Source organism: Fibrobacter sp. UWH6 (assembly GCF_900142465.1).
GTDB lineage: Bacteria > Fibrobacterota > Fibrobacteria > Fibrobacterales > Fibrobacteraceae > Fibrobacter.
Genome location: NZ_FRAX01000006.1, coordinates 132,131 through 153,258 on the forward strand (window position 1 = coordinate 132,131; position 21,128 = coordinate 153,258).

Sequence of the window (21,128 nt, forward strand, 5' to 3'; positions counted from 1 at the left end):
AAAATGACTATTTGGTATATTATTATCGCCTTTATCCTAAGGAGGTAGAATATGGAAATGGCATTTTATCGTTGCAACGAAAGTGGCAATATTATCATCGACGTGAAAAGGAACGAGGCTCCCTCGGAATGTTTCCTGAACATGGAAAAACTTGTTCCAAATACAGTTGATGCGGCCAAGGAAAAGCATGTTCCTGTTGTGGTTCTTACTGAAAACGCAGCAAAGGTTTCCGTAGGTTCCGTTGCACACCCCATGGCCGCTGGACATTATATTCAGTGGATTCTTCTGGAACTGAAGAATGGCTATCAAATTAGATACTTGAATCCGGGAGATGCTCCGGCCTGTGTATTCCCCATACAAAAGGGAGACGAGGTTATTGCTGTGTATGAATATTGCAACCTCCATGGCCTTTGGAAAACATCCGTCTAGTGAGTGAATTGTTAAACTTTAATTTGTTGGAGCCGCACCTAGGAAGTGCGACTCTTTTTTTGCAAGAAATACTTTTATATATTTGTTTCTTGTATGGCATTTTTCACGAAAAGCAAAATAGAAGACCTGAGAAGAGAGGCTGATCAGCTTTCGATTTGTATCGAACATTTTTTGTATGCTTCGGAAATCGTCCCCGAATGGGATTATAAGACTCGAGGCTTCTACGACAACTGTATCGAAAAATGTAATGGACGTCTTAAGGCCATCCACTTCATTATGGAATCCATTCGCAGGGGCCGCCCTGTGACGGAAGCGGAATTGGATGAAGCCCGCGAACGGGAAGATTCCGATGCGGGCCTGGCGGCCAAGAAACGTGTGGAAGAAAAGAAGAACTTGAAGAACGGAGTGGCCGATGAGAAATGACCTGGGTCGAAATGTCGACTTTGATCAGGATTTCGATGCTGAAGAAGAACTGCCTCTCCGTTCTGTGCGTCCGACTCGCCGCGACCATCGCAGCCGTCGTATTGACGTGATGAAGGAACTGGAAAGCGGTGTGGTGGATGAACGCCCCATTAAGGAACGCTACAGCCGCGAGTTCAAGAAAGCGAAAATCAAGAAGGTGAAAAATCCCATCGAGAATATCGGTGAGGAAAATTGCGTAGAGGGCTTGGTTCTTGAAGTCCACCGCCGCACCTGCGAAGTGCGATTAGAGACGAAAAACGAGAAATTTGAGACGAAAGACGAAAGTAGCTCAGAATCCCTTTCTCCTTTAAACTCTCCGCTTTCCGCTAATATAGTAACGGCCATGTACCGAGCCACTACATCCAAGACTTTGGGCGAATTCCCTGCTGTGGGTGACCGCGTGCTTCTTGGGCAGGTAAATGACGCCGAAGATGAAGGCGATGGTGTCGGTTCCCAGAAGTATTGTGTGGTACGTGTCTTGCCCCGCAAGAGCGAACTGAAGCGCCCCGGTCCCCGTGATAGCTTTTACAAACAGCAGACCTTGGCTGCCAACATTGATCAGGTGGTCATTGTAGCCAGCGTAACCCAGCCGGAATTCAACTATGGTTTTATGGACCGCTTCCTGCTGGCAGCAAATTTGAATGACCTGCCTTTTGTGCTGGTTTTGACGAAGATGGACCTGCTTCCCAATGGCGAGGCCGACCTTTCTGATGATATCCGCGACTTTATGTCTATTGCCGACAAGGTGATTCCCGTAAGCGTAAGGAGCGGTGAAGGTCTTGAGGTCCTTCGTGCGGAACTGGATGGAAAGTCTTCTGTTTTCAGTGGTCAGAGCGGGGTAGGTAAGTCCACCTTGATCAACGCCTTGGTTCCTGAAGCTGAACTTCAGACTGGTGCCGTCCGTGAACGTGATGGCAAGGGCCGCCATACTACAACGTCTTCTAGTCTGTTTGACCTTCCCCTGGAAGATTTCCCAAAGGGTGGTGTGGTCATCGATACTCCGGGTATCCGTTCCATTGGGCTTATGGATATGGAAGCTGAAACCCTGGCCAAAATTTTCCCGGGTTTCTTCGATGGAGACCTGTTTACCTGCAAGTACAGCAACTGTATTCATGTCAAGGAACCGGGCTGCTCCGTGTTGGCTTCCGTTGAAAATGGATCCCTATCCCGCGCTCGTTATGCAAGCTATCTCCGTATTTTGAATTCCAAGGATTGATATGGATTTTGTGGCTAAAATAACATTGGTTGCCGCGGTCATTCTGCTGGGATATAATCTTTACCAGCTAATGACTGGTTATGAGGCTGTTTGTGACAAGGTTGAAGAATTTAAACGTCTGGCTAAGGAAAGCGAATCGGATGAGATTGCTGTTAAGCGATCTAATTTTGTGCTGACTGGCTTGATGTCCCTGACGTTTGTTTCGCTGGTCTTCTTTTCAAACTTTGCCTATTGGGTTATTGGTTTTGTTGCTGCAAAGATGATCTGTACCGTCATTCTTTCGCACATGGAAATTGTACAGATTTTTTCGCTTTCGAAAATTGACAGAAAATTTTTTATGTGGACCAAAGTTGACGCGGCTTCGAATGTGGCTGTGGGTCTTGCTGTGGCTGTGGTGTTAGTATCATGAAAAAAATTATTGCCATTGTTCTTTTTTGTATTTCGGTTGGGCTTGCCCAAGTTGCCGGTGCTACCGGTTATACGGGGGCTTCTGGGGCCGCTGGAACTTCTGGCGCTGCCGCTGGAGGGAATGCCGAAGGTTCTGCGTCTACCACGGGAATTAGGACTCCGTTTTTCGTGGGTGCAGCCTTAGGTTTTGGTTCCGGAACTGGTGTTGGTTCTGAACGCGGCCTGGGACTTCGCCAGATAGAACCGATGGTTGGTGTCTGGTATCCGGGATTTGGCTTTGTTCGCGTGGGCTACGGCTTTTTCGATTATGAAGAATCCCTAGACGGTAAGAATGACTATGAAATTGAGCACTCCGACTTTGATGTTGTGCTGGGTATTCATCTTTTGGGCGAACTTTACCTGATGGGAACCTATTCTCGTGTAAAGGAATTGAGTGATCTCGGAGACGTTGCCTGGAATGAATGGGGTGCCGGTTTTGGAACGATACTTAACATTTTTTCGAAGACGATGCTGGTTGCCGAAGTGGAATACCGCTGGGTCCTGGATCACTTCGATCCGTTTCTCGAAAAGAACGTGAACGGAAGTCGCTTGCAGTTTAATATTGGGTTTGCCGCTTATGTCTTCTAGCAATTTTGAAAAAAATGTAGCTGTTCTGGGCGGTGCGTTTGACCCTGTTCATAACGACCACATCCGAGTTGCGAAAATTTGTCTGGAACGAGGCTTCTGCGATGAGGTATGGTTCATGCCTAGCCCCGATCGTTGGGATAAGATTCTGAATGCTAGCGCTGAAGATCGTTTTGCCATGTTGGAACTGGCCTTTGCTGGTGACAATCGTCTGGTTCTTTCCGATCTTGAAATAGAGCAGGGCGATTATCGCGGGTCTTATGTGTTCCTTATGGGGCTCAAGGAAAAATTCCCGGAAATTAATTTCCGGTTGCTGACTGGAGCTGATACTTACGAAGGAATTCCTCATTGGCGTGATCCCATGAATTTCTTTGGCACGAACTACAATGGGCACCTGTTGTTGCGTGATATCGAGTTGATTGTGTTTGCCCGCAATGGGTATCCGCAACCTGATATGAAGAAGCATAAGGCTAATGGTTATGCAGATCTTCTATGGCTTGGGCCTGATGAAGGCTTTGAAGGGATTTATTCCAGTACTGCCATCCGCAAGGCTCTGTTGTGTAACGAAAAACCCGAAGGCCTGGATCCAAAGGTTTATCAGTATATCAAGGACCACAACCTGTACAGAGACTAGTTGGGAGCGAACAATTAACAATGAACGGTGAAGCGTGTGCGTGTCATTCCGAGCGGAACAACGTGGAGTCGAGGGATCTTGCAGTTTAATTATGAATTATCAATTACGAGATACAAATTAATAAGCAAGACGCCTCCGACGCGACAATACTAACTCATATCTACTACCAACTTCCTACTATCTATGCCCGTTCCTTCTGATATGTATTTTGAAAGCGTGGTTCAGCCGGAACATAACGGCTGGCTCTTGCTGGATTCCTTGTGCGCCCGTTTTACCTATCATAGCAGGACTGATTGGTCTGAAAAACTTTCCCGCGGTCTGGTAACGATTAATGGGGTTGTGGCTGACGAAAACTCTGTGGCTCATAAGAACGACAAGGTGGTGTACCATGTGGAAAATTACACCGAACCTGAAGTTCCTACGAACTATGACGTGGTTTTCGAAGATGACGAATTCATGGTAATCGCCAAGCCTGCCGGCGTTCCGGTTCATCATACAGGGCGTATTTTCTATAATACTTTTACCTCCATTGTTCGTCGAGGAACGGATTGCGAAACGGCGACTCCCATGCATCGACTTGATCGGGATACGGGAGGCTTGATGCTGTTTGCCAAGTATGCAGAAACCGCTGCCCGTTTTCAGAAAAATCTGGACCGAATCTTGCTGAAGAAGTTCTATATGGCGGTGGTCCGTGGGAATTTTCCTGAGGAAGCCGTTGACTGTCAGATGCCTTTACGCGAAGATCCCAATGACCACCTGCGCTTGCGCATGCACCATTTTGACGACGGAAAACCGTGTCATACGGTTTTCCGCAAGGTCGGGGCAGGGGTAGCCTCTGCCGGGAATTATTCCGTGGTTGAAGCGGAACTGATCACCGGACGAAAACATCAGATTCGCGCACACCTGTCGGAATTAGGATATCCGATTCTTGGGGACCGCCTATATAGTTTTGATGGCCGTTTTTATGAAAAAATGTCTGATGCCGTGGCAGAAGCCCGTGCCCGAGGTGAGCTGAGCAAGGAAGAGGCCTTGTCCGATGAAGATTATGCGATTCTCGGGGCTAGAACCCAAATGCTGTACGCCTATAAAGCTGAAATACAGTTGCCCTACTGGAAAGAACCGCGAACTTTTGAGTGCCGGAATTTCCCAGACGAAATGAAAGCCCTGGTTCCATAAAGATTTTTCACTTTTTTCGAGAGAAACCCTTGACAATAGTGCAGAATAATCTATCTTTGGCACCATCAATGAGGAAACTCGCTGACCTGATTGCTTCATAGCTCAGTTGGTAGAGCCCGCGACTGTTAATCGCGTTGTCCTTGGTTCGAGTCCAAGTGAAGCAGCTTAAGAGACCCGTTCGAAAGAGCGGGTCTTTTAGTTTTTCTAAGGGGGATTTAGTTATATTTAGAGAAAAACTAAGGAGCTTTATGTTTAAGAAGTTTGCGCTTGTTCTTTTGGCTTTTGTTGCCTTTACTTTTGCCGATCCTATTTCTGTGGAAGGTCGTTTGACTGAAATTCCTGGTAAGATGCCGTCTAATGACCTGTACAGCTATGTGTATGTGTTCAAATATAAAGTTCTGGCTGTTACAGCCGGCAAATTGGATGCCAAGGAAATTCTGGTAGGTGTCTATAATCCCCTGATCGCCCGCGGTAAGGTTACCGACAAGATGGCTGACAAGGCCAAGGGTAATGTTGGCGAGTTCAAGGCCAAGGCCAAGCACAAGCTGAAGTTGATTCCTCTCGAGGGCAACTGGGATGGTGCCGTAGAAGATGAATACTTCGACGACGAAGCTCCCCGCTATCTCGCTGTAGAAGTTAACGAATAGTCCTTCGCCTCTCATACCTCATACCCTTTTTCATGGTCTTTTCTTCCCAGATATTCTTGTTCTATTTCCTGCCGACGTTCCTGGTCGGCTATTTTGTGTTGTTCAAGTTGGGTGCGAGACATTCCTACCTGAACTTTTTCATAACTGTCTTCAGTTACATCTTTTATGGTTGGCTGGAACCTTGGCTAGTGTTCTTGATGCTTGGTTCCACGCTGGTGGTGTACTATTCCGGAAAATTGATTTCTGCGGAAGGGGCTTCCCGTTTCCAGCGGAATTTTGGGCTTGGCCTTGCCATGGTGGTAAATATGGGGGCGCTGGCCTTCTTTAAATACTACATGTTCGGCATGGGAGCCATTAATACCGTTATAGAAAAGTTCGGGGGCGAACCTTTCCATGTGATGACAGTCCTGCTTCCGGTGGGTATTTCTTTCTATACATTCCAGTCCATGAGCTACGCCATTGATATCTGGCGCGGTACTGCACCTCCTGTCAAGAACCTGGCGACCTTTGCCTGCTATGTGGCTCTGTTCCCCCAGCTGGTGGCTGGTCCTATTGTCCGCTATAATACGGTGGCCGAGGAACTGGATTCACGTACTCATACCTTGGAAAACTTTGTTCGTGGTATAATGTTCTTCTGCTTCGGTTTTGGCGAGAAAATTTTCCTGGCCAATAACGTAGGCATTATTGCAGACAGAGTATTTGCCGCCGATGCTCCGGGCGTGCTGAATAGCTGGTGGGGCGCTCTGGCCTACATGTTCCAGATTTACTTTGACTTTTCTGCCTATTCCAACATGGCCATCGGTCTTGGCTTGATGCTGGGTTTCCACTTTCCTAGGAACTTTAATGGCCCGTACAGAGCCAAGAGCATTACGGAATTCTGGAAATACTGGCATATTTCCCTAACCAGCTGGTTCCGTGACTACCTGTATATTGCCCTGGGTGGTAACCGCGTAAGCAAGGGCCGCTTGTATCTGAACCTGTTCCTGGTGATGTTCGCTAGTGGCGTGTGGCATGGCGCAAACTGGACTTTTGTCTGTTGGGGACTCTATCATGCGTTCTTCATGATTATTGAACGCGCCCATAATAAGGAAGCCTTGTATTCTCGCGCTCCGAAGCTTGTTCAGGTGATCCTGACTCAGGTGATTGTGTTGTTTGGCTGGGTACTGTTCCGTGCAGACAATATTGGCGAGGCTTTTAGGATGTGGAAATCCTTGCTTGGTCTTAATGCTGTCAGCGGAGCCGACCCGATTCTTGCTGCGGAGATATTTACACCGAGCTGCGTATTCTTTATGGGTGTGGCGGGGCTTTTGTCTTTCTGGCGTTTCCGCTCATATGATTGGTGCAGTGAGATTTCTACAAAACGAGTGATTCTCGCTCTTGTAGTTTTTGTTGTGGCGGTGCTGGCCTTGTTTACGCAAAGCTATAACCCTTTCTTGTACTTCCAGTTCTAGTTCTAGCGAATAGGCGAAATTTACTTTTTTGTTATCTTTCTTCATAAGGAGAAAGATTGTGAAGTTTCGTAGCGTATTGACATCTAGGAAAGGATCGCTTTTCGAGGAATTGCGACGTTTGTCTCGCATGAGCCTCATTGAATATGTCTTGACCTTGATTGCCATGATTTCAGTTTTGCTGGTCGTGGTTGTCTACATATTCAATTCCTTCTATAAGGTGGTGAAAGACCAGACTTTGAACGATGGGCTGACCAATGTGGGTATTGTGGCTGAACGTTTGGACAATACCATCGAAAGGGCAATTGATGCCGTCAATGTTAGCAGTTATTCCCTGGAATCCCTGGTTGAACCGTCTTATGGGAACCTGGAAAAATTCCTGGTGACCCAGAACAAGATTTATTGCGAAAGCGTAAGTAACAGCTTTAGTTCCATCTATGTGCGCTACGACAGCATTTTTGTCAGCGGTGATGGATGGATTCCGCCGGAAGGTTTTGACTTTAACTCCCGTCAGTGGTATAGCGAGGCTCGCAAGCATCCTGGCGAGGTGGCTATCATTACCCCCTATGTGGACGAAGATACCAGGAAGCAGGTGATTTCCATAAGCCGGACTTTTGCAGATGGTCATGGTGTGGTTTCTGTCGATATTCACATGGATGTTTTCTCCAAACTTCTTGAAAACGTTAATCAGGCCGGCTTGAAGAATAGCTTCATCGTTTCTAAGGATGGCTTTGTAATGGTCAGTGCCGATTCTTCTATTACAGGGAAGAATTTCCTGGAGATGGATTTCTGGCAGACCGAGAATGCAAATCTGGTTAAACTGTTGTTGCAGAATGATCGTGTCGAATCCCAGAAGGATACAGTCCTTACCAATAGGGTGCTGAAGACTCGTCTTCATGGGTCGAACAACGTCGTGTTCTATCGCGTTGTATACGATTCCTTCTTTGTTGTCATGGTGGCCGATGAAAATGAACTTTATGATTCCGTGCAGCGAATCCTGATGCTTAGCATTATCCTTTCGTTGTTCGTGATTCTTGTGATTGGTGCGTTTGTGACGACCAGCTTTATCAATGGTGCTGTCGCTAGTCGAGCCGCACGTGACCAGCTGAAGATGAAGAAGGAACTCCAGAAGAACTTTGATATTATTAGCACCTTGGCTGGTACTTTTGATTCTGTTTGCTATGTGGACGTCTCTACCAAGTTGGTGTTCCCTTATTCTATGGGGGATACCTTCGCCGAAAAATTAGGGTCTGCCGGTTTTGTTGACTTGTCCTATGATCAGGCTTTGGTGCTCTTGCTTAGGTCTATTGTCCATCCGGATGATATGGAACTTGTTAGTAGGGAGTCTAGTTTCCAGAATGCGATTGAAAACCTGAGAGGAAAGAAATCCTTTGGTTTCCAGTGTCGAGCTCTTGAACATGGTGTATACCGTTTCCACAAGATTTCCTTTATCAAGTCTGACGCATCCGAAGAGGTGTCCTCCTTTGTCGTGGCCATTGCCGACGTAGATGATGAAATCCGTCGTCTTCAGAGTTACCAGCTTGAGCTTGAAAATGCAAAGACCCGTGCAGAAGAAGCCAATGTGGCCAAGAGTAGTTTCCTGGCAAACATGAGCCATGAAATCCGTACGCCGATCAATGCAATCATGGGCATGAACGAGATGATTCTTCGTGAATCCAGTGAATCTCAAATTCATTCCTATTCTGAAGACATTAAGGGCGCAAGCCAGATGTTGCTTTCCATCATTAACGACATTCTTGACTTCTCCAAGATTGAAGCGGGTAAGATGGAAATTGTGGAGGTCCGTTACGATCTGGGATCTGTCTTAAATGATGTGTCTACTATGATCGGGGTAAAGGCCGAACAGAAGGGCCTTGAACTGAATGTCTATGTAGACGAAACGATTCCCAGTTTGCTGTTTGGCGATTCCGTTCGTATACAGCAGGTGATGCTGAATATCCTTAACAATGCCGTGAAGTACACTGAAGCGGGACATGTGGATTTCCGGATCAATATGGAAAATCGTAGGGTTGATCCTGAGTATGGAAACATGGCTGACCTTGTTATCCAGGTGGAAGATACGGGTATTGGTATCCGCGAACAGGATCAGTCCCGCCTGTTCAAGAGTTTCCAGCGTCTGGACTTGGTGCAAAATAGAACGATTGAGGGTTCTGGACTGGGCTTGGCCATTACGTCAAAACTGGTGGAATTCATGCATGGTTCTATCAGTGTGAATAGTGTATACGGCAAGGGTTCTACGTTTACCGTTGTAATCCCCCAGATGATTATCGGTAGCTCTCCCATTGGAAATTTGCAGAAACGTTATCTGGATTCCAAGAATCAGGATTCTGTTTCTCAGGATTGTATGACTGCGCCTGATGCCAAGGTACTTGTTGTGGATGATAACAACATGAACCTGCGTGTGGCTCAGCACTTGATGAAGCATACGCAAATTCAGGTGTCTACATGCAACAGCGGTATGGAATGCCTGGAACTTATGAAAAAGGAACATTTCGATGTCATCTTCCTGGATCATATGATGCCTGGTATGGATGGTATGGAAACCTTGAAACTTTCGAAGAAGTTGTTCGGAAATAAGTGCGCAGGTGTTCCCATTATTGCATTGACGGCTAATGCTATCGTTGGTGCCAAGGAAATGTACCTGGAGGCGGGTTTTGATGGCTATATAGGCAAGCCAATCAGAATCGAGGACCTGGAAAAGGCTCTCTTGAAATTCCTGCCTAAGGATTTGATTCGCTATTCGAAAAAATCATCTCCCGTAATAGAAAATGTTTCGGAAGTTGTTTCGGAACCGGAAGAACAGCTGATTGATGAAAGTGTCGGTATGAATTACTGTTCCGGCAACCGCGAATTTTATATGGAAGCGCTGGAAATGTATGAAGAAGCGTTTGCAGAAAATGAATTGCGTTTGAAGCGGAATTTTGAAAATAAGGATTGGCAGGATTATAGCATTGTCGCACACTCCATCAAGAGTAATTCCATGATGATCGGAGCCCTGAAATTTTCTGAGTTGGCCAAGAGTCAGGAATTTGCAGGAAGAGACTGTCAGGAAGCGCAGATTCTTTCGCAGTTTGAAACATTCCTTGCTGATTACAGGAAAGTATGCGAAGCCTGTAGAAAGATTAGGCAGGCTTAGATGAACTGGATCCGACGTCATAAATTTGTGGGAGCCATAAGCTTCTTTATCGTGCTTCATATTTGGCTGTTGCTGGTCTATGAAGAAGGAATGGTGGGGTCTGTCTGGTGCCTGTTGCCTGCTATAACCGCCATTTCCATGTGTGTTGTGACAAAGGAAGTTTTCTCGTCGCTGCTTTACGGGTGTTTTTCCGGGGCTATTCTGATGATGTCTACCAATGACCTTGCAGATATTCCTGGTAAGGCGCTCCTCTGTATGGTGGGCGGCGATGGAAGCAACGTGGGGCTTCTTGACATATTGGGCAATTCCAGTAACCTTGGAATTATTTTGTTCCTGGTTTCGGTGGGAATTGTTGTGGACCTAGTTAACAGAAGTGGAGGGCGTTTGGCCTTTACCCTTTGGCTTTCTTCCCATGTGAAGAATCGTCGCGGGGCCCTACTGTTTACCCTATTGCTTGGTGTTGTCTGCTTTATTGATGACTACTTCAACTGCCTTACCGTCGGGACTGTGGTCCGCCCGGTTACAGATTCCCATAAGATTAGCCGTGCGAAGTTGGCGTACCTTGTGGATTCTACTGCAGCCCCTGTTTGCATGATCGCTCCGCTATCTTCCTGGGTTGCTGCCGTTTCGGGTTATGTCGAAACCGATAAGATTAACGGCATTGACCTGTTCTTTATGCAGATTCCCTACAACTTTTACTGTCTGCTGACAATCCTGATGATTGTTTTCATTTCGCTGCTGAATATTGACTTTGGCCCGATGCTTCGTCACGAAGCCAATGCGCAGCTTAATGACGATGTCTATTCTACTCATGACCGCCCCTTTGAAGATGAAGAAAAGAAGGAATCTCTAGAACATGTAGGTTCCATGTGGGACTTTATCATACCTGTGGTGGCTTTGTGCGTGTGTAGCCTTGTGGGCATTCTCGCGACTGGCGGTCTTTTTGACGGGGTTGGCTTCCTGGATGCCTTTGCCAACAGCGATGCTTCCAAGGGACTTGCCGTAGGTGGTTTTGTAACGAACATTTTTGCCCATTTCTATTTTAGATTACGTCAGAGCGTTTCCTTTGCGGATTCCATGAAGTCTATTCCCGACGGCATTAAACAGATGGTGGTGCCCATTGCCATTTTGACTTTGGCCTGGCTCTTTGGAAATATCGCTAGACAGGGGCTTGGAATCGGAATTTTCTTTACGACTTTCATTGGCGATTTTGGTGCCTATGTGAAGTTCCTTCCGGCGTTTATCTTTCTGCTGGCTTGCTTCATGGCGTTTGCGACGGGGACAAGCTGGGGAACGATTGCGATCTTGGCTCCGATTGTTGTTTCGATCCTTAACTACGCGCAAACTCCGTCAACCTGTGTGATTGGCCTGTCGGCGGTCTGTGCGGGAGCAGTCTGTGGAGACCATAGTTCTCCTATTTCTGATACGTCCATTATGGCTTCTACGGGCGCTCATTGTTCCCTGATGGACCACATTGTTACGCAGCTCCCCTATGTGGTTCTTGTAGTATGCATTTCCTTTATCGGCTTCTTGATGACAGGCTTTGTTCAGAATCAAGTTATCTGCCTGTTCATGACGGCGATTCTCTTGATGGCATCCCTCTTGGTGATCAAGGCGATTGTCATGGTTCGGCATGTGGGACTATTCGAAGAAATGGCCGATGCCAATGGTGATTTTAGCGATATAGATGAATACTAGGTCGCGGGCCTAGAACGCTAACTTTATAGAGAACATAAAAAAGAGGGCCGTTGAAAAACGGCCCTCTCTTTTCGTCTTAAACGGAAGTTACTTGAGCTTAGCGGCTGCGGTCTTTAATGCAGCTGCCTTGTCGGTCTTTTCCCAAGTGAAACGTGCGCCTTCACGACCGAAGTGGCCGAGGGCTGCAGTGGACTGGTAGCCGGGCTTCTTCAGGTCCAGCATCTTTACGATGCCAGCGGGAGAAAGATCGAAGTTCTTAGCGACGATAGCTTCGATGTCGCGGTCGCTGATCTTGCCGGTGCCGAAGGTGTTCACCAGCACAGAAACCGGCTTGGAGTAGCCGATGGCGTATGCCAGCTGGACTTCGCAACGGTGGGCGAGGCCTGCAGCCACAATGTTCTTTGCAACGTAGCGGGCTGCGTATGCGGCAGAACGGTCCACCTTGGAAGGATCCTTACCGGAGAATGCGCCACCACCATGACGACCCATGCCGCCGTAGGTGTCCACGATGATCTTACGACCGGTGAGGCCGCAGTCGCCGTGAGGTCCGCCAACCACGAACTTGCCGGTGGGGTTGATCAGGTAACGGGTGTTCTTGTCGAGAAGCTTGGCAGGAACAACCTTCTTGATGAGCTTTTCGATGATTTCCTTTTCGATAGTCTTGTGCTTCAGTTCCTTGCCGTTCACGAATTCATCGTGCTGGGTAGAAATGACCACTGTGTCTACGCGGACCGGCTTGTCGTTTTCGTCGTATTCCACGGTGACCTGGGACTTGGCATCCGGACGGAGCCACTTGATCTTGCCCTTTTCGCGGAGGTTCTGAATTTCTTCCATGAGCTTGTGAGCCAGGCTAATGGGCAGAGGCATCAGTTCCTTGGTTTCGTTCACGGCATAACCGAACATCATGCCCTGGTCGCCTGCGCCCTGCTTGTCGTCTTCCTTACCGTCGGCAGCCTTGGCGTCCACACCCTGAGCGATATCGGGGGATTGCTTGTCCATGGCGACGAGAACGGAGCAACCCTTGTAGTCAAAGGCCAGTTCCGGATTCACGTAGCCGATGCCCTTGATGGTCTTGCGGGCAATCTGCTGGTAGTCGATCACTGCCTTGGTGGTGATTTCACCGGAGATAACCACGAGGCCGGTGTTCACGAGAGTTTCGCAAGCGACGCGGCTGTTGGGGTCCTGTGCAAGGCAGGCATCCAGGATGGCGTCGGAAATCTGGTCGCAGACCTTATCCGGGTGCCCCTTGGATACGGATTCAGAAGTAAAGAGATAATGTGCCATTATTGGCTCCTTATGTAACAGCACCGAAAAGAATGTCGCGTTTTTGACAATCCCAAGCGCTGAAAAACAACTATTTGTGTCGACCCACGAATTTAGCAAAATGCGTAAACATGGACCATGAAGCGAATCGTTAAATCTGTAAAAAACGTCTAGTTTTTTGAAAAACTAAAAGACCCGTTCTTTCGAACGGGTCTTCTAAGCTGCTTCACTTGGACTCGAACCAAGGACAACGCGATTAACAGTCGCGGGCTCTACCAACTGAGCTATGAAGCAATCAGATCAGCGAGTTTCCTCATTGACGAAGCCAAATATAGATAGTTTCCTTAAGTTGTCAAGGGGTTATGACTAATTTTTGTTGAAATGTGTATGGAAATCTGGTCCAAAAGGGGGCTTAACCTAATTTTCAGAGAGGTTGAGTCGTTGCGAAATAGATTCAACCTGTTTTTGTTGAAAATGGGACGCCCCTAAAATAGACTCAATCTATTTGTTTATGCAAATTTTAAAGATATAAAAACTATTATTCTTTAGAATAATCATATTTCTAAAGTTTTCTTGGATATTTATATATTAGTGCTAGATTATGTATCATAATTGTAGTGTTTGAACAGTTATGGGAGTAATGAATTATGGATATTAATTTTTTCTCTGCCTGGTTGAATGATTTGCTTGACCCGAAGTCCTTCAAGGATTATTGCGTTAATGGTCTTTGTGTCGAAGCGAATACTCGGGTGACTCGAGTGGTTACTGGGGTGAGTTTCCGGGACTGTCTGATTGATGCCGCAATTGAAGACGGCGCTGATTGCATTATCGTACATCATCCCAATGGATTTTGGAAAAATGAAGACCGTGTGCCAGTAGGCCGTTTTGGCGCTCGCATGCGCAAGCTTTTTAATAATGGCATAAATCTCTATGGTTACCACTTGCCTTTGGATGGCCATATGGAAGTGGGAAATAATGTTCAAATTGCCAAGGCGATGGGGCTTAGCAACGTTTCGGGATTCTTGCAGGAAGGTGAAAAGACCATTGGCGTAGTTGGCGAGTGGGAAACTGCTGCGACTCAGACGGAATTTATGGAAAGCGTAGCCAATGCGTTCCCTTATGGATTGCAGAATGCCTTGATGTATGGTTCTGATACCATTAAAAGGGTGGCTATTTGCAGCGGCTCGGGCTCAAGCGCCATTGAAGAGGCTATGAAGTTGGACTGCGATGTCCTGGTAACAGGGGAAATTAAGGAACATGTTCCGATTGACTGTGAGGAATTGGGATTTAATTTGGTCAATTGTGGTCATCATCGAACAGAGGTCTTTGGCGTTCGTGCCTTGGCCGAAAAAATCCAGGAAGAATTGAATATTCCTGCAAAATTTGTTGATTTTGACAATCCGGTTTAACACTTGATTATCATTTTTTGAAAAAATACTTTGTAAATTACACATTTCGCCCATTGGGGGCGAAATGAATTGTCTTGTTTTTCCCTATTGCGATTTTATATATGTAACTTGTTGATTCTCATGGAGTTAACGGTTTTACAAATCTTTTTTATGTAGAGAAATCTGACAAAAAATCCAGCTTTTTGTGTAAAAATTGTTCCCTCCATGTCTCATGTTGTGTGAATTTTTACGTTCGCTTGGTCATATTTTTTACTATCTTACCCGCCGTGAATTTTGTTAAGACCACCATACACTTCCAGAAGTCATCGAAATCGATGACCCTGCATGTGCCTGCCGTCCTGTTCAAGGCATGGCCGGTGCTGCGTGTTTTTGTGGTTATTGGCGCCATCCTTTTTGCTGTGCAGATGGTGACTACCACCATTTACGAAGGTGTGTTGAACCACCAGCTGGATGAACGTCACCGCCTGGATAGCGAAATGTCCCAGATCCAGGGGACTCTGGATTATCTGGCTGGCACCACGTCTGACTTCCTCCGTGACGAAAATCGCCTTTATGCTCGATTCAGCCTGCCCACTCAGGATGAATCTTCCCGTGAAATGGGTACCGGTGGCGCCATTGGCGAGGATTCCCTGTTGCTGCGCACCACGTCTCCTGTTGTAGAACGAATGGCTCTGCTGGGCGAAACGGCCAAGCGTTTGCAGTCCAAGCTCCACAATAACGACGCTTCTTTCCACAACTTGGGCAAATATATGGACCAGAAACTTTCCATGTGGCGTTTCGTTCCGTCTATTTCTCCTACCCAGGGGCGTTTCGCTTCTTCTTTTGGTCCCCGTATTCACCCTGTCACGGGTGAAGTGGGCAAGATGCATCAGGGTGTCGATATTTCTAATGAACGCTGGACTCCGATTTTCGCCCCCGCCGACGGTGTGGTGGACGTTGCTCAGCTTAGTTCTTCTTTTGGTTACTTCGTGGCTATTGACCACGGGAATGGAATCAAGACTCGTCTGGGCCATATGCAGATGTATATTGTTCATCCGGGTCAGTTCGTTCATCGTTACCAAGTTATTGGATACATGGGAAATACAGGTCGATCTGTCGGACCCCATCTTCACTACGAAGTGTGGGTGAACAATTCTCCTGTAAATCCGCTTGCCTATATGTTGCCCAACGATCATTCTGTAGATTGATTTCTACCGATCGTAGGCAAACCGCCCGAGAAAATGGCGCCGGCTCGAACTGGCTAAAGGCGGCTCACCCCAAGGGGTGATTTCTTGAAAAATCTAGGATTCGGGGCTGCAGTTCTTGCAGTTCTCTGCTTTTTATGTTTTGGCTTGGGTTCCGCTCTTGCCTGCCCTCGTTTTGTGGAATTCTTTTCTGATCCCAAGGATGTTCCTGATCAGGAAGGAGAATTCGTCGAGATTCGTCTGGATGATTGTGGGGCGGAAAGCCTATGGGTGCAGATGGATGAAAAACCGGCTTTATCTTTTGCCTTGCCCAGAGGTAATTCCTGGGAGTCCGGTTCGACCTTCAAACGATTCGTCCTGGTTCATGATAGCCTGTATTGCCCTAAGGGGAATGGGGTGGCGTGTGGCTTATTGGGAAAGTTAAGTCTTCCGAATTCCAGGAGGTCTACGTGGCGTCTTTGGGCGGGTTCGTGTGTGGATTCCGTTGAAATTCCAGAGCCTAAGGCGGGAATGGCGTTACAGCGGGTGAAAGATTCTGACCGTTGGATTTTTGCGGAACCGACCATAGGGTGCGCTAACCCGCAATATGAAGTCGGAGTGGCTGACTGCGGCCTCGCTCCTGTTTTGCGGGACCATGACAAGTATACGGTTTTCTTGACGGGGTGTGATTCTGCCTGGCTACGGTTGGAGCGCATCCCCCTGGATGGAAGTGCAAGTGTGATTGACTCCTTGTGGGTGGTTGGGAATTTTAGCTGGGAATCTTCCCGGGATTTTTGGATTCGCGGGAATCTACCGCCCGATGAAGCTCCCTATAACGATTCGCTAGACACCTTGCTATTTGCGCCAGGTGGGGGGCCGCTGGTGGTTTCGGAGGTGCATCATTGCCCCCGGGAGCCTGAACCGGAATGGGTGGAAGTGTACAATCGTAGTGCGGTAGCCGTCCCTCTCGAAAAATTTCGCTTTTGTGGCCGAGGTGGAAGCTGGGGTGCCGGGTTTATAGACCCTTATGAGACCATCGTGCTGACCAAGGATACCGCACAACTCAGGGAATATCTTGGCTATAGGGATGTGGGGCTGGTTCAGGTTGCGCTTGGTTATCTGAATAATTCGTCGGGATGCATTTCCATTTGCAGCGGGGAGGCTGTGGTGGATAGCGTTTGCTGGGATCGGCATATGGTGTCATGTCCGTCAGGCTTTAATCCCTTGACTATGGAATCGGAGAATACCCCAGGTTTTGTGCGGTCTAATGGGACGAACGAAAAAATCCAGTCTCCTTTTACATACAAGCTTTCTTCTAGGGTGGTTCGCCTAGGAGGTAATTCGTTAAGAGTTTATGTTGAAAGCGAATTTCAGGTATCTCTCCGTCTGCTGGATTCTGCTGGGCGGGAGCGTTGGAAGGCCGATGTGCCCCCTGGATTTAATGCCTGGCGTAAAGTGTCTCTTGATGGAATGGGCTTGGGGGTTGCTTACGTGTCTATCTCGACGGGCAAGTTTGAAAATGTTGTGGGAATTCTGATTCGTCCGTAGGGCTTCGTATGAATAAAATTGCGTTTTTGCTTCTGCTGGTTGGGTTCGCCTTTGGTAATGATATTTCCTGGCTTCTTTCTGATTATTCCTCGTCGCCGGCTCGTTTTGCGAATCCTGGATTCAGTATGGATTTTTACCGTTTGCCGGAAACGGATCAGTTGGCATCTTCTGTTTCTGGGGAATGGGGCGACTCCAGGTATCGAGGGGCTTTTATTGGTTCTTATGAATCAATGGATTCGTTATACAGAAAAATTTATACAGAATGGGGCATGTCTGTGAATGGCGATTGGCTTGCTGTTGGGGGCGCCTATGGACTTTCAATGGAGTGGACTCCCGGTGATGAATTGTGGACGTCCCATCGTTATAAGGCGGGCGCATCTATTGTGTATGGACGATTAATTTTGTGGACGTACCTGTGGAATTTTTTTCATGAACCATTAAAAAATATGCAGTACCTTTCTGGCGTTACCATAAAACCTGGCGATAGCCTAGATGCTTTTTTTCAATGGGATGGCCGTTCTGCTTATATGGGTTCTTCTCTAAATTTTAGGTTTGTCTCTTTGTCTACTTTTTACCGGTTTCCCGGTTTTTGTGTGGGGCTAGGCGTGAATTTTCATTTTGATTTGTGGAATGTTGGTGGTTCTATTGGAAAATCTGATCATTCTCTGGACTGGTTTGGTCTAAGTGTTAAAAAGAAAATTGGAAAAAAGACTATCTTGTAGATTGTAATTTGGACTGAATTTATGTTTATCTCGCTGAATATCATTGCGGCTTCACTTTTTGCCTTTTTCCTGGTTGGGGTGGCGTTGGTCATTTCGATCTTGCTGATTAGGGATTCCCGCGAAAAGCAGAAGGCCTATTCCAATTTTTCGGAATACCTGGGTGAATTTCAGGTGGTGCTTTCTATGGATGGCAACCTGATTGATGCCACGCCGCGATTCATTGCGGATCCTCTTTTTGAACGTATTTGCCAGGAACAGAACTTCAAGAAGATTCTTTCGGCTCAGGAATATGCACGTCTGAAGGATTATACCAAGGGGTTGGCCTCCTATCCGGATATTCCCTTTATCTTTAGTTACGATAGTGAATTAGGCTTGCGCTGGTACGAGTTGCGTGCTTTTATCCAGAAGAAGACGGGCGAAGATAACACCGTTCTTCTGATCAAGAATGTGACCTTGGATGTGGAGTCCAGAAACCAGCGCGATGAACTGAAGCAGAATATCGATATGCTTCTGCAGAATACGGGGGACTTCCTGTGGTCTCTTGATGTGGATTCCCGTCGCTTCACCTTGCTTACGCCTCTTATCGATGAAGAAGGTCGTGTGGTTCCCCGCTCCGTGGGTGTTCAGAACCTTAAAAACATGATGCCGGCGAAAGACTGCGAAATTTTTGAAAAGATGCTGAATTCCCGAATTGTGGATTTTAGGGCGTCGGGTCATGATAGCGAGGATCGTCGAGGTATTTGCCTTCGTTTGCTGAGGTCTGACGGGGCTACGGACTGGTACTCCTTTAATGGCCGTTTGACCATGGAAGAAGGTTCCAATATGGTGTTTAAGGGGGCTGCCCGCCGCATGGAACTGCTGCAGGATAATCCTGTGCTGGAGGATGGCGTCGATAGTAGCGATTTGCTGGCTTCTGCCTTGAGACTCCCGGATATTCGTGTGGTCTGGGTTGACAGAGATTATAAGATTGCCGGGTGCAATCAGGCTTTTTCCCTGGCCTTTGGAAGGGAATCTCCCAAACAGGTCGAAGGGGTTCGTTTGCTGGAAGTGGTGCGCCCGAAGTACTTCTCGCTTTTCCATAGATATTTGTCTGAGGTTTTTGAACGAGGACGCGCTGTTGCCTGGAAAGGTGTTTTTGGGGCTTCAGATTCTTTGCTTTGGATGAATGCCGTTCCGATTAAAAATCTAGACGGTGAAACGCACAAGATTTTGATGGTGTATATGCTGCTTGGCGTAAATGATTTTATTGAAAAAAAATAGTAGGAGTAATAAAATGAATAAGTTGATGATGTTTGCTTTTGCCGGAATGTTCCTGATGGCAGGCTGTAATGAACAGAAGGCTGCTGAAAAGGCTCCTGAAGCTGCTCCCGTGGCTCAGCCGGCTCCGGCTCCTGCCCAGCCTGCAGCTCCCAGAAACATTGTTGATGAAGTGAAGAACATTGACTGGAATAAGGCCATGGAAATGAACGCCTCGGGTGCAATGTACCTGGACGTTCGTAATCCGGACGAACTGAATGATGGTTATGCTCCCCATGCCGTGAATATTCCTCTCAGTGAATTGAAGTACCGTCTGGCTGAAGTGCCCAAGGATAAGGACGTCCTGGTTTACTGCCGCTCTGGTCGCCGCAGTGAAGCTGCTACCTTGATTTTGATGCGCAATGGTTATGACCGCGCTTACAATGTTCTTGGCGGTTTCTTGGCTTATCCCAAGAAGTAGTGGTTAGTTCAATAGTACGTTTGACTAAAAAACGAAGCTGTAAATGAACTTTCTTAGGTTGGCTCTTGATGAGTCCGTCTTTTCTGTTGGCGTGAGCCGCCCCAATCCGGCGGTGGGTGCCGTTGTGGTTAAAGATGGAATTATCGTGGGGAAGGGGCGTACGCAGCGCCCCGGAAGTGCCCATGCCGAAGTCATGGCGTTGCGTGACGCGGGCGAACTGGCTCGTGGTGCGTCTATCTACGTGACTTTGGAGCCCTGCTGCCATTACGGCCGCACGCCTCCCTGCACCAAGGCCGTCATTGACGCTGGAATTGCGAAAGTCTTTTACGCTCACGGGGACCCCAATCCTGTTGTCCGCGGGAACAGCCGTAAGATTTTGGAAGAAGCCGGAATCGAAGTTTTCGAAGGCGTGGACGCCTGCATCGCCGCTGAAGTGGATGATGGCTGGGACGATTGTGGATGCGGCGAATGCAACTGCCTGAGTGAACCTTCGCATGTCATGCTGAGCGAGTCCTCGGGTGTCATGCTGAGCGAAGCGAAGAATCTTGCAGGAAAGTCTCGCGAGGCGGAAGGTCGTACCGTCTTCCACGACGTAGAACGTTACTTCGAAGCTTACGATTTCTACGTTCGCAACAAGCGTACTTTTGTAGAAGTAAAATGCGCCGTCTCCCAGGAAAATTTCATGGGCGTTGTTGGTTTGAATGGCGAACATTTGCCTGTCCGCATTACTGGTGATGGGGCCAACTGCTGGAATCATGAACTCCGCGCCATCAGCGATGCTGTTCTTGTTGGGGCAGGAACCGTTCTTGCTGATAATCCTAGCCTGAATGTCCGTAACGCTGCCGGAAACGATCCCGTAAAAATTGTGTGGGCGGGACATCATAAATTTTCCGCAGAAGAAGTTTCGAAGCTGAAAGTCTTCTCTCTGAATCAGGAAAAAAAGATTCTCGTTTTCTCCTGCGTCCCACAGCCTGCTTTTTCTGAACGCTCCCTCCCGTGTCATTCTGAGCGAAGTGCGGAGCGCGAAGTCGAAGAATCTAACGAAGTGCCTTGCGTCATTCTTTTGACTGGATCCACTTTCGCTGAAAATTGGACTTCCATGATCGACGATCTTTCTGCCCGTGGTATGCATCGTCTGATGGTGGAACCGGGCGCAGGTCTCGCCAATCAATTGTTTGCCGACGCCGTTTCTACTGGCGAAACCATTGTCGCTCCCAAACCTCTTTGGAACCGCCTGAATATCTGGCGCTCCACCGACTGCCGCATCGACGATGCCATCGCAGATCTCGCTGCCTCTGGCAACATCAAGGAAGGCCTGGAATTTCCGGAACTTCCCAAGAACATCGTGGCCAAGGAATCCTTCATGGCCGGCTCTGATGTGCTTACCGTCTATTATCCTGCATAAAC

General features: G+C 47.6%; 19 protein-coding genes and 2 tRNA genes. 19 read left to right on the forward strand and 2 right to left on the reverse strand.

Annotated elements, in window-relative coordinates:
* The first annotated feature begins 51 nt into the window (after positions 1-51).
* From BUB73_RS07420 to BUB73_RS07475, 12 genes are all read left to right on the forward strand, one after another.
* Positions 52-429, forward strand: a complete 378-nt coding sequence (locus tag BUB73_RS07420; protein WP_073236767.1) for a desulfoferrodoxin family protein — start codon at positions 52-54, stop codon at positions 427-429.
* 93 nt (positions 430-522) lie between these two features.
* Entirely contained in the window at positions 523-852 is a 330-nt protein-coding gene (locus BUB73_RS07425) for a hypothetical protein (protein ID WP_073159940.1), read from the forward strand.
* Positions 842-2,107 (forward strand): ribosome small subunit-dependent GTPase A, encoded by a 1,266-nt coding sequence (gene rsgA / locus BUB73_RS07430; RefSeq protein WP_073159942.1) that lies wholly within the window; start codon positions 842-844, stop codon positions 2,105-2,107. Before BUB73_RS07425 ends, rsgA begins: the two co-directional genes overlap by 11 nt.
* A gap of 1 nt (position 2,108) precedes the next feature.
* Complete coding sequence (locus BUB73_RS07435) at positions 2,109-2,516, forward strand: hypothetical protein (RefSeq protein WP_073159944.1); 408 nt, start codon at positions 2,109-2,111, stop codon at positions 2,514-2,516.
* Positions 2,513-3,142 carry a hypothetical protein gene (locus BUB73_RS07440; RefSeq protein WP_073159946.1) on the forward strand — a complete coding sequence of 210 codons (630 nt, stop codon included), beginning with the start codon at positions 2,513-2,515 and terminating at the stop codon, positions 3,140-3,142. Before BUB73_RS07435 ends, BUB73_RS07440 begins: the two co-directional genes overlap by 4 nt.
* Positions 3,132-3,773, forward strand: coding sequence for a nicotinate-nicotinamide nucleotide adenylyltransferase (locus BUB73_RS07445; protein ID WP_073159948.1), 642 nt, complete (start codon positions 3,132-3,134; stop codon positions 3,771-3,773). Before BUB73_RS07440 ends, BUB73_RS07445 begins: the two co-directional genes overlap by 11 nt.
* 183 nt (positions 3,774-3,956) lie before the next feature.
* A complete protein-coding gene (locus BUB73_RS07450; protein WP_073284780.1) occupies positions 3,957-4,949 on the forward strand; it encodes an RluA family pseudouridine synthase in 993 nt (330 codons plus the stop codon).
* A gap of 91 nt (positions 4,950-5,040) precedes the next feature.
* Positions 5,041-5,113, forward strand: a tRNA-Asn gene (locus tag BUB73_RS07455).
* An 84-nt stretch (positions 5,114-5,197) separates the two neighbouring features.
* Positions 5,198-5,596: a hypothetical protein gene (locus BUB73_RS07460; protein WP_073159952.1), complete on the forward strand. Its 399-nt coding sequence runs from the start codon at positions 5,198-5,200 to the stop codon at positions 5,594-5,596.
* Positions 5,597-5,628: 32 nt separating this feature from the next.
* Positions 5,629-7,047, forward strand: a complete 1,419-nt coding sequence (locus BUB73_RS07465; protein ID WP_073236755.1) for an MBOAT family O-acyltransferase — start codon at positions 5,629-5,631, stop codon at positions 7,045-7,047.
* A 58-nt stretch (positions 7,048-7,105) separates the two neighbouring features.
* Positions 7,106-10,201 carry a hybrid sensor histidine kinase/response regulator gene (locus BUB73_RS07470; protein WP_139259146.1) on the forward strand — a complete coding sequence of 1,032 codons (3,096 nt, stop codon included), beginning with the start codon at positions 7,106-7,108 and terminating at the stop codon, positions 10,199-10,201.
* Positions 10,202-11,899 (forward strand): Na+/H+ antiporter NhaC family protein, encoded by a 1,698-nt coding sequence (locus BUB73_RS07475; protein WP_073159958.1) that lies wholly within the window; start codon positions 10,202-10,204, stop codon positions 11,897-11,899.
* A gap of 87 nt (positions 11,900-11,986) precedes the next feature.
* On the opposite strand, the gene metK is transcribed toward BUB73_RS07475, so the two are convergent.
* Positions 11,987-13,183 carry a methionine adenosyltransferase gene (metK, locus tag BUB73_RS07480; RefSeq protein ID WP_073284783.1) on the reverse strand — a complete coding sequence of 399 codons (1,197 nt, stop codon included), beginning with the start codon at positions 13,181-13,183 and terminating at the stop codon, positions 11,987-11,989.
* Positions 13,184-13,383: 200 nt separating this feature from the next.
* Positions 13,384-13,456, reverse strand: a tRNA-Asn gene (locus BUB73_RS07485).
* Between the two features lie 353 nt (positions 13,457-13,809).
* Here BUB73_RS07485 and BUB73_RS07490 point away from each other — a divergent pair.
* From BUB73_RS07490 to ribD, 7 genes are all read left to right on the forward strand, one after another.
* On the forward strand, positions 13,810-14,571 hold the full coding sequence (locus BUB73_RS07490) for a Nif3-like dinuclear metal center hexameric protein (protein ID WP_073159961.1): 762 nt from the start codon (positions 13,810-13,812) through the stop codon (positions 14,569-14,571).
* Positions 14,572-14,837: 266 nt separating this feature from the next.
* The gene (locus tag BUB73_RS07495; RefSeq protein WP_073160051.1) at positions 14,838-15,758 is read left to right on the forward strand and encodes a M23 family metallopeptidase; all 921 of its coding nucleotides are present in this window, start codon (positions 14,838-14,840) and stop codon (positions 15,756-15,758) included.
* 84 nt (positions 15,759-15,842) lie between these two features.
* Positions 15,843-17,282: a hypothetical protein gene (locus tag BUB73_RS07500; protein ID WP_073284786.1), complete on the forward strand. Its 1,440-nt coding sequence runs from the start codon at positions 15,843-15,845 to the stop codon at positions 17,280-17,282.
* Positions 17,283-17,290: 8 nt separating this feature from the next.
* Positions 17,291-18,004, forward strand: coding sequence for a hypothetical protein (locus BUB73_RS07505; RefSeq protein ID WP_073159965.1), 714 nt, complete (start codon positions 17,291-17,293; stop codon positions 18,002-18,004).
* A 21-nt stretch (positions 18,005-18,025) separates the two neighbouring features.
* Positions 18,026-19,264, forward strand: coding sequence for a PAS domain-containing protein (locus tag BUB73_RS07510; RefSeq protein WP_073284789.1), 1,239 nt, complete (start codon positions 18,026-18,028; stop codon positions 19,262-19,264).
* 13 nt (positions 19,265-19,277) lie between these two features.
* Positions 19,278-19,721 carry a rhodanese-like domain-containing protein gene (locus BUB73_RS07515; protein ID WP_073159969.1) on the forward strand — a complete coding sequence of 148 codons (444 nt, stop codon included), beginning with the start codon at positions 19,278-19,280 and terminating at the stop codon, positions 19,719-19,721.
* A 43-nt stretch (positions 19,722-19,764) separates the two neighbouring features.
* On the forward strand, positions 19,765-21,126 hold the full coding sequence (gene ribD / locus BUB73_RS07520; RefSeq protein ID WP_073284792.1) for a bifunctional diaminohydroxyphosphoribosylaminopyrimidine deaminase/5-amino-6-(5-phosphoribosylamino)uracil reductase RibD: 1,362 nt from the start codon (positions 19,765-19,767) through the stop codon (positions 21,124-21,126).
* The last annotated feature ends 2 nt before the right edge of the window (positions 21,127-21,128 follow it).